Genomic DNA, 17615 nt, shown 5'->3' with positions numbered 1-17615 from the left:
CTCATTCGACCTTCGGCCGAATCGTTCAACCAACCACGACAAGATCACGAAAGATCGAGACCAGCCCCTCAGGCATGCGGCCTGTCGCATCACCAACGGATAGAACCATCGTGCGAGATACGCAGTAGACCAGTGAATTGTCGCGCCTATGCCACTTCAGCAGGACTACTCGACGCAGCTTCAGACTGCCCTTATCGTCACATTGATCCCAGAGCTATTCGTCCTCAAGATTCAAGGTCTCGGATGATGGCGACGCAGGAACAGATCGACGCCGCTCGTCGCACGATCGAGCAGCTACGCGACCAGCACGCCCATGACGTGCTCAAGCTCATCCGTCTACTCGAAGACGGCGCGATGAAGGGCAAGGCCGCGGACAAGCTCATCAAAGACTGTGAAGCCTGGGATGCTGCGTACAAGAGCGTGTTCCGCCGGGCACTTACGATGCTCGAATCCGTACCCGTGACCCCCGGCCCCGCCGAGTCATCCACTGACCCGCTAACTCGTCCGTATGGACAACTGCCATCCCATACCGTTCCTGGGATGCCTCGCTGATGAGCCCGCATCCGACACGTATCGGCATAGATCCAGCGCTGATGACCCAACTGATCAACGAGATCAAGCGTTTGAAGCAATCATGGCCTGAGATCGATGATCAGATCGGCTCCGCTCTGCGTGCAGCCGACACGAGCATGCCCGGGCCTGGCATGTTACGGGACATCAGCTTCCAGATCGGTGAACGAGTTCCCGACTTACAGCGACGTCTAGACCTCATCATCGCGACCCAGAAGATCAGTCTCGACAAGGGCGTGGTGTGGGCGGACGAGTCCCTTTGGGTTTCGAACTCGCCTTCCAGCGGGGCTGCGGCAGCAAAGCAGGTAGCCGGTGAGCTGCGAGCCGCAAGACGCAACTTTCCTTTCTTGCAGCGACCTCTTAGCGACAAGGCGTTAGATGCGCTGGAAGCACATAGGCACGACCCGTACTTTGCCGTTGCACTTCTGAAGGAGATACCTCCCAACGAACTCAAGGCGCTCTTGGTGGATCTCGATCAGTCCGTGGGCATCATGGGCACCCTTAAAAGCGAAGGCGCCGTATCTGATCAACAGCGACTCATAAGCACTATTGGCACCCTGCTGGGAACGGCGTCGCGGGGCGTTGGCGATGTGAAACTACCCAAGGATTTTGTGGACCAGCTGGTCAGCAATAAGGATGTGCGAGACAGCAAAATCGTAAACGAGCTACTGAAACATGGTAGCTTCGACGACGCCTTCCTGCTCCAACTAACTAGAAAGGTTTATGATGACGCGCAGAAGAGCCGTGCCGATCAAGGAAGCGTCATATGGTTTGGCGATGGGCTAGCGGCAGCCCTGGCAAATAATCCGAGAGTAGCGCAGGACTTCTTTACCGACCCCGCACGAAAACCGCTGGCTTACCTGATGCGGCAGCACCAGTGGGCTGACCGAGGGCAGGAGATCGGGCGAGCAATCGAAGCCGCATCGACAACGTACCGGGACCATACACAACCTCCGGGACATTCTCGCGGATACAAGTCTGCGTTGATCGCCTCCTGGGCAGTGCATTTTTGGGCCGACAAAAAGACTCAAGCTACGCTCAGCAAGACACGAATGAACGCAGCAAACGTGCTATCCGCTTACATCAGCGATGTCCACCGCGCTCCGGGAAGCAGCGACAAGGAGACCATGGGCGTCACGCCGCTGCTTGACACCGATCCGAATATTCCTGGCTTGCAGCCGTATGGCGCCACCTTCGAACGCCAGCCCCTGAAAGATATGATGACGTGGGTATTCGATAATTCGGAAGCGCTCAAAACAGTCACCAAAGCCCATGGGGTGTACAGCGTGAAGGTTTTGGACGTGCAGGCAGACCAGCTCAAAGAAGAAAACGCCAGGGTGTTCGAAGAGTGGAAGAAGAGTCATCCGACCGCCACGAAAAGCGAGCTTGCCCAACAGTGGCAGCGGATCCTCGAAGCAGGAATGGTCAACGCAACGGCGCAAGAGTTCAAAGCTAAGGTGTTCAATCTGAGCAGGTCCCTGAACCTCATAGTAGAGACAGGAAATCTTTCAGATATCAACAAGGCAGATCGAAGAGACGAATCCTATGAGGCGTTCACCGACGCATTGATCACCACGACAAAGCTAGTACTCACACCAGCGGGAGATGTGGTCGTTGCGGGATACGAGGGCATGCAGGGAAGCCTCGATGACGCTCTGAAGTTCGAAGCAGGAAAGAAGGCGCGTGCCCAAGCCGCGTCGACCCTGGTTGATAGCCAGAACATGTTCAAAGATCTTGTTGCGGGTGCGATGCTACGGCATGGCCTGTTCGGCGAAGCGTCGACCCCGGGGAGCACGCATCCACACGCATTCCCGAACTACGCGAAAGGGTCGTCAGGGGACTTTCTCAAGAGTGACGGGCAGCTCAAGCCACGCAACACCATGAATGCGGACGAGGACTTCGCATATACAGAATGGTTGAAGAGTTCGAAAGCCACGCGAATTTTCAGCGAAACGGATGCGGCGGTTACAAGCGGTTTCGCCCCGCCACCTCCGCCACCAGACCCCAAGGCAGACTAATGACCAGCCGATCGTTCCTGTTGGCCTCGCTCACCGCCCTCTTGCTCGCAACCAGCTGCTCTAGTTCTCCTCCACAACGGGATCAGCGCCCATTGGGTAACGTTACCGCCGAGCCTCGAGAGTGCGGCCTTGTATCGCACGACGCCATCGCTCGCGCTACCGGCCTGGCCGAATTCTATGCGGACGGCACGACCTCGGTAGATCATTTTGCATATTGCCAAGTGACCAGATTGCCGAACGCTTCAGAACCCGCCTGGATGTTAATCGAACTCCACGATCCAATGGATACGTCCGCCCAGAGCCTCGAAGCTACCAGAGCAAGCGAGAAGGGAGTTTCTCTGCCGGACTACCTGGGCCCTGGTTTCAGTGCATTAATAAAGGATAAGGATGGCGCTCCGGTGGGTGCCTACGCGCTCACATGGGCATCCGATGAATCGAAGCTTCTTTCCGTCAGAATCTACCGCGGCGCGCCTGGCCGAGACGTTCGCGCAGATGCTATTGAGTTCGCCAGGCAGCTCAAGCCTCAGCTTCTCTCTTCATCACCCGGATGAGTTATCAATCTGCCCCGGACGTCTTGGCTTTATCAGCCCGCGACGAGCGACCCAGCCATAGCCAAGAAGGCGGCGCCACATACGTGCTCGGGATGATCCTGCGGCACGGCCCTCGCGGCCAGCAACCGAGTCTGGCGCCCACCACGGCAGCTCTCCCGCTCTCCCGCTCGCCCCTCCGCATGCTCAACGCTCACGCGACTGTCAGTCGCCGGACATATCGTGATCCAATGGCTTTATCAGACATTGATCGTGAGATGGTCCTGGCGGCCATTGAGGAGTACGACCAGCTGGGCCGCGACGCCTTCCTCGATCGGTACGGCTACCGCGAGGCGCGCGACTACTTCATCATCCACAACGGACGCCGCTATGACTCCAAGGCCATCGCCGGCGTAGCACACCGTGGTGTCGGTGGGCGCCCGCTTCGGGCTGCGGAGTTCTCCGGAGGATCTGCCACAGTCGGGAGAGTCTTCGGCCACCTCGGGTTTCTCGTCACTTCGCGGCGGGATGCGTCGCCCACCGGGATGTTCCTTGACAAGATCAGGAATCTCGACGCCGCTACTTCCAACGGCCGACCCAAGCGCCACCAACCGCTCACCCTGCTATGGGCGCTCGGCCGAGCCGCACATCGACAGGAACGCATCGCTCCCTGGAGTGTCACACGCGCTGAGATCAGTGCGCTCATCAACGAGTACGGACTTGAAGGCGACCAGCCCAACCCCGAGTACCCCGTCTTGAAGCTCACCCATTTCGGGTTATGGACGCTGCCCGATCACCCGGAGCCGCCTCAACCCAGTGGCAGCCCACCTCTGGGATGGATGAGCCGCAATCAGCCGCTCTCCGGTCTCCGCGAGTGGGTCTACGACCTGGTGACGCAGGACGAGACCGTACGGTCTCAAGCGACCGCATACCTCTTGAGCACCTACTTCCCGAACGTGGACCAGAACGCGCTGCTCACACGCGTCGGCCTGGACGATGCCGACGACGAGCCGCTCACGCCGCCTCAGAATCGTCCCCCGGAGCGCCGCCTGGCCACAGTCAGACGGATCATCCGGGACAACGCGCTCTCACGACTGATCAAGACGCTGCACGATCACACCTGCCAGATCTGCGGGATTCGCCTGCTGCTCCCCCACGGCCCGTACGCCGAGGGAGCGCACATCCGCCCGCTCGGCAGCCCGCACGACGGTCACGACGTGGCAGGCAATCTCCTGTGCCTATGCCCGAACGACCACGTGCTCTTCGACCAGGGCGCGATTGTCGTCAGGGACGACCTCACAGTGGTCAACCGGCTTACCAGCGAGTCGATGGGCACCTTGCGCACCGTTCCCGGTCACGACGTCGATACGCACTATCTGACGTACCACCGCAATTTGTGCTGACTCATGAATACTGTTGACGGCAGGTGCAGCCCCTGAGCGAAATTGTCGGATCTATCTGCCATGATCCCCCTGTGACAAGCCCAACAGTGCCCACGTACAAGGATCTTTTATGGCCCACCCTCACGGCCGTCCGAGACCTCGACGGTTCCGGATCGATCACCGAGATCAGCTCCAAGGTCATCGAGAACGAGCAGTTCCCGGAAGAGCAACAGGCCGTCCTCAATAACAAGGGGGCGAAGACCCTGCTGGAGGAACGGATCGGCTGGGCGAGAAGTTACCTCAAGGGCATGGGGCTCCTCACCAACAGCAAGCGGGTGTGGTCTCTCACCGAGTACGGACGCACCGTACGACTCGACGAGATCGAGAAGCTCCACAGGGACTACCAGTCGGCCGTTCGAAATAGGCCGCGCCAGGAGAGCGACCAGATCACTGATCTGCCACGAGAGGCGGTCGCTCCTCCCAGACAGGAGCTGCCGCTTCCCAACAGCAGCGACGTGGAGGCTGGGCAGGAAGCCTGGCGGGAGGTTCTCCGTGAGGCCCTACTCGCGATGCCCCCGGACGCCTTCGAGCGTCTTTCGCAGCGGCTCTTGCGCGAGGCCGGCTTTTCCAACACCCACGTCACCAAGCTTTCCGGCGATGGCGGCATCGACGGCTGGGGGAAGTACCGGATCTCACTCGTCAGCTTTCCAGTCTTCTTCCAGTGCAAGCGCTACCGCGGGACTGTGGGCGCGCCCGAAGTCCAGGCCTTCCGCGGCGCGTTGAGCGGACGCGGGGACCGCGGACTGATGATCACAACGGGAACGTTCACCGAACCCGCCAAGAAGGAAGCCACTCGCGATGGAGCCACGCCCATCGATCTCATCGATGGTGATCAGCTCTGTGACCTGCTCAAGGAGTACGGAATCGGAGTCACCACCACAATTCGCCAGGTAGAGGACGTGGTGATCGACACGAATTTCCTCCGAGGGATGTGATGACTCACTTGGAGGAACCGATCGACGACGCTCCTCAGCCGTAATGGTCCGCCAACGGTAGAGGTCGCCGAGCGCCAAGTGAGACGGGCCCCGGCTTGGCCGGGGCCGTCGTTGCTCCAACGACCTAATCGGTCAGCACATCAGCGATCTTCGAATTGATGTGCTCTTGCTGGCCGTCCATGCACTTCGCGTACACCCGAAGCAGGACCTCCACACTGTGGCCAGCGCGCTTCGCGACCTCAACAGCAGGTACGCCTGCGTTCAGCCACAGCGAGACCGCCGCATGGCGTAGGTCATATGGTCGGCCCGCCAGAGACGAGGTGATCTGTTCAGGGCTGAGGACGAGTTTGCGGACCTCCTGCCAGACGTAGGAGTGCGCCGAGCTGGAGTAGGTGCCACCCGTGCCCGTGTGGAAGATCCTGCCGTCCCTCGCCGTGCCGTACTCGGCGATGTGCTCGCGGAGGATGGCGACCAGGACAGGTGGGATCGGGATCTCCCGTGTCTCCTTGTCTGCTCGATGCTTTAGGTTTCGGGGCTCGTGGGTCTCGCCCGAGTTGGTCCAGCGCTTCGTGCCCTGGGGCCGCGCCTTCTCCAGAACGATCATCCCCCACCCCGATTCGGGCAACGTGCAGTTCCTCTGTCGCAGATCCGCTGCCTCCTCTGGCCGGAGTGCGGCGTAGTAGATGCAGGCGAATAGTGCCTTGAGTCGTGCGCCCCGGTTGCGTCCGACCTTGGGTACGGCGTCGAGGAGTTGCCGTGCTTGGACGGGATTGACCACCGTGCGAGGGTCGATGACCGTGACGGCTTTGGGTGCGGTCCACTTGATGCCGTCCATCGGATTGCTGTCGAACACCTTCTGCTCTACGGCGTGTTCAAGCAGGTGATGGAGAACGGCGCGCTTGCGACGCACTGTGTTCGCCCCCGCCGGGGACCCGGCGAAGGTTACCGAGATCGCCTCCAGGGCTGTACGTAGGACGTGCGGCTCTCCCAGAGCTGCCAGTGGCAGGGAAGCGCGCTCCAGCCAGGTCAAAGTTGCGGCTTGCGTCGTGGTGAGTTCCAGCCGTCGGTTCTGCGGGAGGAGTGCGTGATTCCGGAGCACCTCTCGCAGCGCTTCGGTTGTGGGACGGCGAGGGGCATCTGTCACCAGGGCGGGGACCAGCGACAGGAGCGCGTACGCGTCCGTTTCTCGTGTCCGAGCCGCCGATGTGTTCCAGCGGCGAAGAACATAGGACTGGGCGAACTCCAGGAAGGAGGGGCCGATGGACTCGGGCGCCAACATCGAAGCCGGTAGACCGGTAGCGATGTCGAACTCCTCCCCTACCTTGGTCGCTTGCCGCAGATCTGACATGAACGCACTGGCCAGCCCTTTACTCCGAAAGCTTTTGGACTTCTCCTTGCCGGCGATGCGCCATCGGGCGACGTAGGCGGTCCTGTCCCGGTCGAAGCGCTGCTGAATCCCACCGAGCTTCACGTCGTAGGTGGTCTTCATGCTGCTTCCCGTCGTGACTCGATCCAGGCGTTGAGGTCGCTCCGCCAGACGCGGAGTTCGAGGTTGGGCAGTTGGATGCACACCGGCGCTCGGCCGAGTTGGCGCCAGCGGTAGAACGTGCGGCGGGAAACACCGCCCAGTTCCTCGAGGACCTGCGTGACGGTCAGCAGTTCGTCGTACCTGCTCATCGGTCACCGCCCCGGGCAGAGGGCTCCGTATTGATGAGATGGCTCTGGTTGAGACTCGGGTGACGCGAAGCGTTGCCTCCCAGAGAGGGTGCCGCCCCAGCGTTGGCCGATCCCGCCGCGGCGAAAGAGTGGGCGGGTCGTGAAGTCGACGTCGCCGGTGACGGATATGGCTTGGTGGAGTGCGTCGCATCGGTCTGCTGTTCAGCGCAACTGTCGTCTGTTGGACCATCGAGGCGATTGGTCACCGTGAGTACGGCATGGGAGCAGGCAAGGTGGTGCAAGATGAATTCATCCTCTCCAGTGAGTTGGGGTGGGATGGCCCTCGGCCTGGCGATCGTCTTGGCGGATGTGTGGCCAGGTCGGGGGCCGCTGCACGTAGGCGGTGTATGGCTCGACATCGCTACATGCGAATTAGGTACTGGCTCGGCGTTTGATGAGGGGACTGACCTTCATACATAGAACCTCCTTTCATATGCTTGGCCGACCGAACACTTCTCCTGTCACCCCGAAATCCCCTATGGCGATCACATGGAATAGCGGGTGTCTTAGGCCGTGGGGCCCGTGGCATGAACCCGCACCTCTGGCCCGATCGTCAAGCCATATGGCCAGCACGTTTATGGTCGTCACGTCTCATCTCAACCACGTGGGGCGGTTACGCCTATCGCTTACTACGCGTAGGGCGCGAAAGGCGGATCGACTCCTCAGGAAAGAACGCTCCCGAGTTTGACACCATGCAGTTTGAGAACACGTGACGGCACTTCTCCGCCATCCAGCGCGCCTTATTGAGGCTTATGCGGCTATTCGGTCCGCGTCAGCGGCTTCGGGGCGAGGGCTTGGGAATGCGGAGAATGAGAAGATCCTCGTGGGCTGCAGCGCACACTGGCTGCCCCTTCTCCTGGCTTCTCCACGCCTCCAGCATTTGGAAGAACGACGCCCGGTTTATCAGCCGGCCATCACGCAGCCCGCACAGCAACGCCGCCAAGCGGTGTGTGAGCACCAGGCCAGCCGCCTCTGCGGTCTCGATGACCTGGCCAGGAAGGTCTACGAGCTGCCCGTCGACCCGTATCGGCCGAATCGTGATCGCGACAACTCCGCCGGGCTGCAGTAGTTCCCTACACCCCGCGAGGATCTGTCCGAAGCCCTCCATCAGCTGGGGCAGCCGCTGGTGGGCAAGATTGCCCTTGTTGGTGGAGTACCGGTGGTTCGACTTCTTCACCGGCCCGCCGCCTTCGCGGCTACCGCACTGCACGTGACCGTGCGTCCTCATCCCGTACGGCGGAGAGGTGAGCACCAGCGCCGCCATCCCCTGCAGATCCCCAAGCACGGTCGCGATGTTCCGCGCGTCGCCACAGGCCACCCGAGCGAATCCCGCAGCGCCTTGAGAGCGGGCGTGCTGGACGTTGGCGGCGGTGAGAGCAGCGAAGTCCGCCTCGTACTCCATCCCGGCGACATGCCGCCCCAGGTGCACCGCCTCCACCAGCGTGGTCCCGATCCCGCACATCGGATCCACTACCAGGTCCCCCGGCTCAGTGAACGCGGAGATGATCTGGGAGGCGATCGACGGGAGCATCTTGCCCGGATGCCTCATCGACTCCGCGACATACCGACCCTGCCGCTGCACTCGCGACTGCAGCTGGCCCGTGGCCAGCACTGACGGCAGCACGCTCTCGCTCATCGAGCACCACCGCCGAGACGAGCAAACAGGCAGACATCCGCGTGCACCGACACTACTGGCGGCAGCTCTGCGGACTGAGCCCGGCGAAGCTGCGCCAGTTCGGCCGGACCAGCCTGGACAACCAGCGCGTCCCCCTCAACGGGCACACGCACCGCGATGACGTGCTGCACGTAAGCCAGCCCGGCCGCACTCGCATGCCGGATGATCCCCGGAGCCAGGTCCACCAGCCTGCCCTGCTCATGCCGTGCTGTCGTGATCACCGCCAAGTGACCGCCCGGCGCGAGCACATGCCGCGCGTCCGCCAGGAATCGGCCGAGTTGTGGCATCGCAAGAGTCGGCCCCTCCGTCCTGCACGAGGGACACGACGCCGCCCCTGACCCGACCGCCCATCCGGCATTGGGATAGGGCGGGAGAGCCGCTATCAGCAACTCAACCGTGCCCTCGAGACCGAGCAGCGCTTCCCGAATCTCATGCGGCCCATGAGGACGTAGCCTCACCGCCGCCCGCCGATCCGCCGTGAGTTCCTGCCGTAGACGACCGACCAGATGCTGAGCGACTGCGAGACGCGGAACGCAACCGATCCCCAGCCGTCCCATCTCCGCCGCTGCGACGAGCACGGTCTCGCTCGTCGTGAAGACATCCGCAACGACCCCGCCTGGACGGGTACAGGCACCGATCAGATGCCGTGCCAGTTCCTGTCCCACGGCCCGGTGGTGCCGAACGCAGACTGCTTCGGTAGCGCGGCGACTGGCCTTGGCTGTGTCGGATGTGGTGTCGGAACACAGCCAGACCGAGAGAGGCACCAACCGCCTCTCGGCAGGACGCGAGCCATTCGACCGCGGTCCACGGTTCTTGTTCATATGCGGTGACCCGACGACGGCCGTCCGTTCCCATGTACTGAAACACCAGCTGATCAGTTGTGATTGGAAAGACTCGTTCCACCACTGCCTCAGATCAATGGGAAGCGTCACAATCAGTCATCTGTCTGCCGGTAGGGCACGCGAAAATAGCTACCGGCCGTCAGGCGATCCCATCTGCACACGGTCGTGACTGACCGTCGAGGGGAGTAAGTCTCTGACAGCTATCGACCTGTCCGATCTTGATCCGCGACAATCTCACTGTGCGTCTCTTATTGCGGTCGGCCTTGGCAGGATCCGTGGCGGCGGTCCTACTGCTGCTCCTCCTCGCCTGGCCGGTCGACGACTCGGAATCCGAGGTCAACTTGGCGATAGCGGTCGCGCTGGCACCTTTCCCGCTCAGCATGACGGCCGCGTGGTTGGCTCGCCTGCCTGTCTGGCCGCTCATAGGCCTGATGGCGCCCTTCGCCATGTTGGGCGTCTTCGTCTTCCAGCCGGACTACGACTCCTGGGTATCCCACCAGGGTCTTTCGTTTGCCTTGTCGATAACGATTCCCGTGGTGTCCGGCTTCGTGTTCACGGCCATGCTCTGCAAGATGCTGTTCGGAATGATGCCGAGCCTGACCAGCGAAGATGCCCGGACGGACGGAGATCTTACGTAGGACACGGGCAAGGCGCCGTCATCGTGTCGAGCCTCCTGGCCGCTCCTGTCCTCCCTTTCCGTTTCGGGCACCGATCGAAGCAGCGCAACGGCGTACAGCGCCAGCCGCGAGCACGGCACGGGCAACCTCGTCATCCAGGGCCATGATCATGCTCTTGGATGGCCAGTCACGTGAAAGGTCCAGCCCGTTTCGCCGGCCCGGCCTGAGCTGTAACAGGTTCTTCACGCCACAGGGCATTCATGGCGAGACCTCCGGGGGAATGAGCATCTGTCCCACCTCAATCGCGTCCCTGACGCTTTTCGCGAGGACCTCGCTCGCCGCCACTGCCTGGTAGGTCAGCTGCCGCATGCCTTCAACATCATCGGTACGTGCCAACAGGTTCCGATACTGATCGTTATCTCCCAGCATCTCCTGCGCGAGGAGGGCAGCATCGGCTTCCTGGACGCGCCGGGCATACTCCTCGACAATGACGACACGTTCCATGGTTCCCTCAATGGAGCGCCGCAGCGCCGCTTCCTGCGGGGCCAGGACGGCCTCGAACTCGGCGGTGGCCAGCACAGCACGACGAGCCTCCTGCTGGCGCTTGGCGAGCAGGCTCTGTGTGAGCAGCAGGTGAGCGATCTCCCAGACTTCGCGCGGCAGGATGATGTCGTTTGCGATGTCATCCAGCATCTTCAAGCGATTGACACGTGAGCCATAGATCGCCCACACGGCTCTCCTGGCCCGATCGAGGAGCTTCCGTGCGTTGGGCGTCAGATCGCTTACGACGACAAGCCGGTCACGTAGTGGTCCGACTCTTGGGTCGGGCACGCCCTGAGAGCGGAGGCGAGGGATAAAACCGTCGATGACGACGAGTTGTTCCTCCATGGTCAGCGAAGGGTCCAGCACCATATCCACCGTGCGCCGGACGTGCTCACGCTCGGCCGCTAACTGGAGAGCCGCTCGTTCCCACCGCAGCCTGGCACGACGCCATTCCCGAACGGCAAAGAACAGACCTGTGCCTACGCCCGTCACCAGGAGCAGCCTAAGTACGGCGGGGAGGCCGCCGCTACTGGCGACTTGGCTCAGGAAGGCCAGGTAAGCCCCTGCGCCCAAGAGCGCTAGAAGCGGTGACCCACAACCCGAATTACTCCTGGCCATACGCTCTCCGGTTCGGCAGAAATCACGGGATCAGGATGAGGCAGGAGACGCACAATAGTGCGCAATACCCCCTTTTTGAAGGGGCTCAAGGCCTCGAACAGGTACCGCCAGCGGCGACGACCACTCCGAGTGCATACGCCCATCGTGCCCATGAGGGTGTCGCGACACCATGTCCGTGAACCCCTCGCAACCATTGGATGGGGATGTTCACGGTGAATGACGAAGGTGCCCACGGCGACGGGCTTGGCACGAACTTTGACAGCTTGCTCAGTGGAGCGCCTACCACCAGGTCAGCTGCGGATCGGCGAGCTTGGCATGACCCTTGCGCGTCACTTCGGGTCTGTCTATCACCCCAGGTCAGATGAGAGATGGGAGCATCGCAGCAGGTTCATGGTGTCCGCGCTTCTTCCCTTGGTGTTCTCAGCGTCCCCCAACCGGTGGTCGAGACCTGGATCGACCAAGCCGGCGCGAGCCACGGGGAGACACCATGGCCCTCGATATACACGACAGCACGACCTCGAAGATCGTCAACGACAACGCCTTGAGCGTGGCGGACAGGGCGTTCACACTCCTGGTCACCGGTCCGAGCCCGCTCTCGGTAGACGGCCGCTCCATCGGACATGGAACGCCCCAGCGTCCGATCGATCTCGGTGAGCTGAAGGAGCTGCTGCTCACGCCACAGGCCAGCGACGAACTGAAGGACGCCGTCTGGGCGCATCTCGTACGACGTTCGCGATCCGACGGTCCGGCCTGGGTGATCGGATGCGTGGGGATGGCGATGCCAGGGCTGAAGAACCTGGCCGCGAGGACCACGCAGAACTGCCCCGCCCACGTGATCGACGACATCGTCTCGGAGATGGTGACGTACTTCGTCGCCCAACTGCGCCGGATCGATCTCGACCGGCCGAACATCCTGCCTCGGCTGCTGCTGTGGGCGAGGAAGGGTGCGCTTGGGGTTCGGGCGCGCGAGCTCGCCTCCATCGAGATCTGCGCTGAGACGCCGGAACCAGTGGCTCTGGACACGGAGCCGTTCATGGTGCTCGCCGAGGCTGTCCGGTGCCATGTCATTACCCCTGACGAGGCGAAGCTGATCAACGCGACCCGCTTGGAGGGGCAAGCGTTGCGGGCGTACGCGGGGCGGCTGGGGGTGCCGGCGGATCGGCTGTACAAGCGGCGGCGGGCGGCGGAAGCGCGGCTGGCGCGAGCGATCGAGGAGGGTCAAGTCTCGGTCAGCTGTGACGGGCCAGCCTCCAATCTCGCCTGCTGAATCGGTGGTTCATCCATGTCAGGCGTGATCACGGCTCGGGGCGGTTCCTGAGGGGCGGTTGCCCGTTCCCATCGAGCCCATCGTCCCTCGTCCTTTGAAGGAGGACACCCATCCCGGCCCGCTCCGGGCTTGTGATCACGGCTGGCGGCCAGCTCAGGACCTCACGTCTCGGGGAGCCATGTCATGAAGCCGTTTCGGCCTTGTCCGTTGTTCGTTGTCCGGGTTCCAGCAGGTACGAGCTGGGTCCGGCGTGGTGCCGCTTCAGCGCTCTGGACAGCCGGTTGCATGGTGGCCGCACTGACCGTGCCAGGGGTCGCCGAGGCGATGACCAACCTGGCGTCCGCCTCGCTCGACCAGGTCATCACCAACCTGCGCAACGTGGTGATCGGGCTGCTGGTCGGCCTGGCCACGCTGTTCTTCACCATCGGCGGAGTCCGCTACATCCTGGCCGGCGGCGACCCCGGTGAGGTCGAGGCCGCCAAGAAGACGCTGCGGTACGGTGCGCTCGGGTTCGGAGTGGCGATGCTCGCCCCCGTCCTGGTGGAGATTCTTCAGCGGATCGTGGGGGCCTGACGTGGCGGCCCTCGCTCGCCTCAGAGTGTTCGGGCTGTTCGCGCTGCTGGCTGTCGGTGCGGCGCTCGTCTCGGCGCTGCTCAGTGGGCCCGCGGTTGCCGCGCCTCCGACGCCCGTACCGACTCCAGCACCTTCCGCCACACCCAGCCCCTCGCCTTCAGCCGTGGCGCCGTCGGCACCGGACTGCGGCTTCATCGACGTGGCATGCAAGACCCGGCAGGCGGTGGACGAATGGTTCACGCATCTCGTGGAGTCGGCGACCAAGCCGGTGTTCGAGATGCTCGGATCGACCGTGCTGGCCACGCCGGAGCTGGACTCCCCAGAGATGGCGCGGGCCAAGCAGTTGTGGGAGCTGTCGCGGACGATCGCGAACACGTGCTTCGTGCTGTTGGTGACCGTCGCGGGCGTGATGCTCATGGTCGGGCAGGCGCTGCCCGGCGGGACCTCGGCGCGGGAGTTGCTGCCGCGGCTCGTTTGGGCGTTTCTGGCCGCGAACCTGAGCCTGATCGCGATCAAGTACGCGATCACTCTGGCGAACGGGCTGAGCCAGGCGTTCCTGGCCGATGGAGCTGACCGGATCGATCCGGAGCTGGTGTTCGACGCGATCAAGAAAGCGGTCCTCGCGGGGATCGTCCTCAAGGGCGTGTTCTTCGCGATCGTGGCGCTCGTGGTAGTCATCCTGGCGGTCGGTGTGCTGTTCACCTACATCGTCCGGATCGCACTCACCATGGTCGTGATCGTGGCAGCGCCCCTTGCGCTGATCCTGCACGCGCTGCCGATGACCGAGGGGATCGCCCGGCTGTGGTGGCGGGCGTTCGCCGGGCTGCTGGCGATTCAGATGTGTCAGTCGCTCGTGCTCGTCACAGCGCTGCAACTGCTGTTCTCCGCCAACCCGGCTGACGACGACTCGTTCTGGATCCCGAGCACGGCGGACATGACCGACCTGCTCATGGCCATATGCCTGCTGTTCGTCCTGCTCAAGATCCCTGGATGGGTCGCGCGGACCATATGGCAGGCGAGCAAGCCTCGGACTCTTTCACGGCTCGTGAAGTCGCTGATCGTCTATCGCGGGTTGAACATGCTGCTCGGTAAGGGGCTCGGTGCCGCCCGCGCTGCGCGCCGTCCCAAGCCGCCGAAGCCGCCTACTCCGCCCGGTGGAGGTGGAGGCGGCGGGCCCAGCGGTCCTTCTGGCGGAGGTCCAGGCGGTGGTCCCGGTAGGCGGGGGCCGAACGCGGGCGGGCCACGTTCGGGGATGCCCCGTCACCCACGTCGTCCGCCGGGGATGGCCGCCAGTTCCCGCCGCCCGGGCGGCGGGAACGCGCAGGTTCATCGTTCGTCCCCTGTGGGCCCCCCTGCGGGACCCCACGGGCCGGGGACCCCCAACGGCCGTCCGCAGCCCGGGCCGCATCACCGGCCTATCGTCCACCGCGACCGGCCTCCGAATAGTGCCACCCCGCCCGAGCCGCCCAGGCCCCGACGTTCACCACAGCGCCCGTCACAGGTCGCGTTGCGGCTCCAAATGCCTCGTCTTCCCAGAAGGGCGGCACGTCGTGCGCCACGCAAGTAAGGAACGGCTGGTCGCGAAGATCCCGGCCGATGTGGAGATGCCGGACAAGCTCTTCGCGAATCTGACGGTTCGGCAAGTCGCGATCCTGGCCGGAACAGGGGTGTTGGCGGCCTGGGTCTATCTCATGGCCGGCGACCGGTTGCCTGTCCCGGTGCTCGCCGCGATCGTCCTGCCGGTGATCGCCTGCGGGTGCGCGTTGGCGCTCGGTAGGCGGGACGGGCTCAGTCTCGACCGGCTCGTCCTCCACGCCTTCGCTTACCTGCGGCGGGATCGCAAGCTGGTCACGACCGAGGAAGGAGTCCTCCCGCCGCCAGCCTGGTGCCGAGTCCGGGGCCGCCTGCCGGGTGCTCTTCGGCTCCCTGTCCGGGCGATCCGCGAGGACGGCGTGATGGAGCTGGCCGAAGGCGGGACCGTGGCCGTCGTCCGAGCTGGGACCGTGGCGTTCGGGCTGCGGACGGGCGAGGAGCAAGCGGCGCTGGTCGGGGTGTTCGCCGGGTGGCTGAACTCGCTGGACGCGCCCGTGCAGATCCTCCTGCAGGCGCGGCCGGTTGACCTTTCCGTTCTCGCCAACGTGATCGAGGGTTCGGCAGGGCGTCTGGCCGATCCCGCGCTTGAGCAGGCAGCCCGCCAGCACGCCGAGTTCCTCAGCGAGCTGAGCACCACCCGGGATCTGCTGACCCGAGATGTCCTGGTCGTCGTCCGTCACCAGGACGCCGAGCAGCCGCCCGGATGGACGCGAAGGTCCCGGCGTACGGCTCGGCGGGACAGCTCGGCGGCGATCGTGGCCCGTCGCGCCGAGGAGACCGTGCGTTCACTGCTCGGCCTCGGGGTTCACGCCTCCGTCGTGGGTGCCGAGGACGCTCGCGATCTGCTCGTACGGTCGCTGTCGCCGCGCCGTCCGGAACCAGTCGGGATCGCCCGTCCCGACGAGCCGATCGCCCGTGGAGATGAGAAGCAATGAGGTTCACCCGACTCGCCGACGACACCGCGGCGCTGGCCCGCACTGCCGCCACCTTGCCTGGCCCGTCATCACTGAAGATCAACGCTCGCTCGGTCGAGTTCCCGGACGGGGTGTGCGCGTCGTTCGCGATCGCCGGGTACCCCCGGGAGGTCGGCGCGGGCTGGCTCGAATCGCTGACCGGCTACCCAGGGCACCTCGACGTGTCCCTGCACATCGAGCCGGTACCTCCGCTGATCGCCGCCCAGCGTCTTCGCCGCCAGCTCGCCCGCCTGGAGTCCGCCTCCGCGGGCGCCCGGATGCCGGACTTCGCGGCCGAGGCCGCTGCCGACGACGCCGCGGAGCTGGCCGCCTCCCTCACCCGGGGGCACGGCCGCCTGTTCCGGGTCGGCCTCTATCTCACCGTTCACGCTGCGGATGCCGAAGAGCTGGATGCGGAGGTCCAGCACATCAAGGCGCTGGCGGCGTCGCTTCTGCTCGACGCGCATCCGACGACGTTCCGGGCGATGCAGGGATGGACGGCCACGCTTCCGCTCGGCACCGACACGCTGAAGACCCGCCGGACCTTCGATACCTCGGCGCTCGCGGCAGCCTTCCCGTTCGCCTCGCCGGATCTGCGACCTCGGCTCGGTGAGACGCCCGTCTTGTTCGGGCTGAACGCCTACTCCTCCGGCATCGTCCTGTGGGACCGGTTCGCCCACGACAACTACAACTCCGTGACGATCGCCCGGTCGGGGGCGGGCAAGTCGTACTTCACCAAGCTGGAGGTGCTGCGGCTGCTGTTCCACCAGGTCGAGGTGTGTGTCGTCGATCCCGAGGACGAGTACCGACGCCTGTCGGATGCCGTCGGAGGGACCGTCCTCGGTCTTGGCATGCCGGGTGTGTGCTTCAACCCGTTCGACTTGCCCGCCTCCGTAGAAAGCGACGCGCTCGACCGGCGCGCGATGTTCTTCCAAACCCTGGTCGCGACCATGCTCGGCGAACCGCTCGCTGCCGCGACGAAGGCCGTACTGGACAAGGCGGTGATCGCCACGTACGCGGCCCACGGCATCACCCCGGACCAGCGCACGTGGAAGCGTCCTGCGCCGCTGCTCGCTGATCTGGTGACCATGCTGGATGCCACCGACGCGCCCGAGGCGTACGAGCTGGCCGCGCGGCTCGCCCCATACGTGTCCGGTTCCTACCGGAGCTTGTTCGCCGGTCCGACCACCACTCGGCCGGACGGCCACCTGATCGTGTTCTCCCTGCGGGACCTGCCCGAGGAGACGCGGCCGGTCGGGATGCTCCTAGCGCTCGACGCGATCTGGCGGCGCGTGTCCAACCCCGCCGACCGGCGCCGCCGCCTGGTCGTGGTCGACGAGGCGTGGACGCTCATGCGCGAGAACGAGGGCGCGAGGTTCCTCTACCGACTCGCCAAGTCCGCCCGCAAGCACTGGGCCGGCCTCGCCGTCGTCACCCAGGACGCCGCCGACCTGCTCGGCTCCGATCTCGGCAAGGCGGTCGTCTCCAACGCCAGTACGCAGGTCCTGCTGCGGCAGGCTCCGCAGGCCATCGACGAGATCGCCGAGGCCTTTGACCTCACGGAAGGGGAACGGCTCTTCCTGCTTTCGGCCGGCCAAGGAGAGGGCCTGGTGCGCGGGGGCGTCGGAGATCGTGCCGCTTTCGTCGCTGTCGCCAGTGAGTCTGAGCATGCGCTCGCTACCACGGACCCAGCCGAGTGATCCCGTACCTTTCCGATCCAGCGCTC

At 64.1% G+C, this 17615-nt stretch carries 15 protein-coding genes and 1 pseudogene; 10 read left to right on the top strand and 6 right to left on the bottom strand.

Features of this window, described 5'->3' with window-relative positions; all coding sequences use genetic code 11:
- Positions 1-243: 243 nt before the first annotated feature.
- The 4 genes from BLS95_RS42840 to BLS95_RS42830 all read left to right on the top strand — a co-directional run bounded on the left by BLS95_RS42840 (position 244) and on the right by BLS95_RS42830 (position 5492).
- On the top strand, positions 244-552 hold the full coding sequence (locus BLS95_RS42840) for a hypothetical protein (protein ID WP_090945342.1): 309 nt from the start codon (positions 244-246) through the stop codon (positions 550-552).
- 41 nt (positions 553-593) lie between these two features.
- On the top strand, positions 594-2588 hold the full coding sequence (locus BLS95_RS54890; protein WP_143044118.1) for a DUF6571 family protein: 1995 nt from the start codon (positions 594-596) through the stop codon (positions 2586-2588).
- Positions 2589-3366: 778 nt separating this feature from the next.
- Complete coding sequence (locus BLS95_RS57240; RefSeq protein WP_218136259.1) at positions 3367-4518, top strand: HNH endonuclease; 1152 nt, start codon at positions 3367-3369, stop codon at positions 4516-4518.
- Positions 4519-4604: 86 nt separating this feature from the next.
- Positions 4605-5492: a restriction endonuclease gene (locus tag BLS95_RS42830; RefSeq protein WP_218136258.1), complete on the top strand. Its 888-nt coding sequence runs from the start codon at positions 4605-4607 to the stop codon at positions 5490-5492.
- 124 nt (positions 5493-5616) lie between these two features.
- On the opposite strand, the gene BLS95_RS42825 is transcribed toward BLS95_RS42830, so the two are convergent.
- The 5 genes and pseudogenes from BLS95_RS42825 to BLS95_RS60010 all read right to left on the bottom strand — a co-directional run.
- Complete coding sequence (locus BLS95_RS42825; RefSeq protein ID WP_090945340.1) at positions 5617-6981, bottom strand: tyrosine-type recombinase/integrase; 1365 nt, start codon at positions 6979-6981, stop codon at positions 5617-5619.
- Entirely contained in the window at positions 6978-7169 is a 192-nt protein-coding gene (locus BLS95_RS42820) for a helix-turn-helix transcriptional regulator (RefSeq protein WP_090945339.1), read from the bottom strand. Before BLS95_RS42820 ends, BLS95_RS42825 begins: the two co-directional genes overlap by 4 nt.
- An 811-nt stretch (positions 7170-7980) precedes the next feature.
- Positions 7981-8844 (bottom strand): TRM11 family SAM-dependent methyltransferase, encoded by an 864-nt coding sequence (locus BLS95_RS42815; RefSeq protein WP_090945338.1) that lies wholly within the window; start codon positions 8842-8844, stop codon positions 7981-7983.
- Positions 8841-9170, bottom strand: a complete 330-nt coding sequence (locus BLS95_RS58520) for a class I SAM-dependent methyltransferase (protein ID WP_245765635.1) — start codon at positions 9168-9170, stop codon at positions 8841-8843. The genes BLS95_RS42815 and BLS95_RS58520 overlap by 4 nt, the downstream gene beginning before the upstream one ends.
- A gap of 258 nt (positions 9171-9428) precedes the next feature.
- Positions 9429-9704, bottom strand: a pseudogene (locus BLS95_RS60010) (DNA methyltransferase); the annotation flags it as partial.
- Between the two features lie 239 nt (positions 9705-9943).
- Between BLS95_RS60010 and BLS95_RS42805 the strand changes: the two are divergent.
- Positions 9944-10363, top strand: coding sequence for a hypothetical protein (locus BLS95_RS42805; RefSeq protein ID WP_143044117.1), 420 nt, complete (start codon positions 9944-9946; stop codon positions 10361-10363).
- A 237-nt stretch (positions 10364-10600) separates the two neighbouring features.
- Here BLS95_RS42805 and BLS95_RS42800 read toward each other — a convergent pair whose 3' ends face one another.
- The gene (locus BLS95_RS42800) at positions 10601-11377 is read right to left on the bottom strand and encodes a hypothetical protein (protein ID WP_143044116.1); all 777 of its coding nucleotides are present in this window, start codon (positions 11375-11377) and stop codon (positions 10601-10603) included.
- A gap of 667 nt (positions 11378-12044) precedes the next feature.
- On the opposite strand from BLS95_RS42800, the gene BLS95_RS42795 reads away from it, so the two are divergent.
- The 5 genes from BLS95_RS42795 (at position 12045) to BLS95_RS42775 (ending at position 17589) form a co-directional block, all read left to right on the top strand.
- Positions 12045-12770: a hypothetical protein gene (locus BLS95_RS42795; protein WP_143044115.1), complete on the top strand. Its 726-nt coding sequence runs from the start codon at positions 12045-12047 to the stop codon at positions 12768-12770.
- A gap of 285 nt (positions 12771-13055) precedes the next feature.
- On the top strand, positions 13056-13343 hold the full coding sequence (locus BLS95_RS42790; protein WP_245765634.1) for a pilin: 288 nt from the start codon (positions 13056-13058) through the stop codon (positions 13341-13343).
- Positions 13344-13506: 163 nt separating this feature from the next.
- A complete protein-coding gene (locus BLS95_RS42785; protein WP_090945332.1) occupies positions 13507-14910 on the top strand; it encodes a TrbL/VirB6 family protein in 1404 nt (467 codons plus the stop codon).
- Positions 14894-15871, top strand: coding sequence for a PrgI family mobile element protein (locus BLS95_RS42780; RefSeq protein ID WP_143044114.1), 978 nt, complete (start codon positions 14894-14896; stop codon positions 15869-15871). Before BLS95_RS42785 ends, BLS95_RS42780 begins: the two co-directional genes overlap by 17 nt.
- Positions 15868-17589 carry a VirB4 family type IV secretion system protein gene (locus BLS95_RS42775; protein ID WP_090945330.1) on the top strand — a complete coding sequence of 574 codons (1722 nt, stop codon included), beginning with the start codon at positions 15868-15870 and terminating at the stop codon, positions 17587-17589. The genes BLS95_RS42780 and BLS95_RS42775 overlap by 4 nt, the downstream gene beginning before the upstream one ends.
- Positions 17590-17615 lie beyond the last annotated feature (26 nt).

Source organism: Nonomuraea jiangxiensis, from assembly GCF_900099965.1.
Classification (GTDB): Bacteria; Actinomycetota; Actinomycetes; order Streptosporangiales; family Streptosporangiaceae; genus Nonomuraea; species Nonomuraea jiangxiensis.
This window is presented reverse-complemented; position numbering and strand designations above follow the sequence as displayed.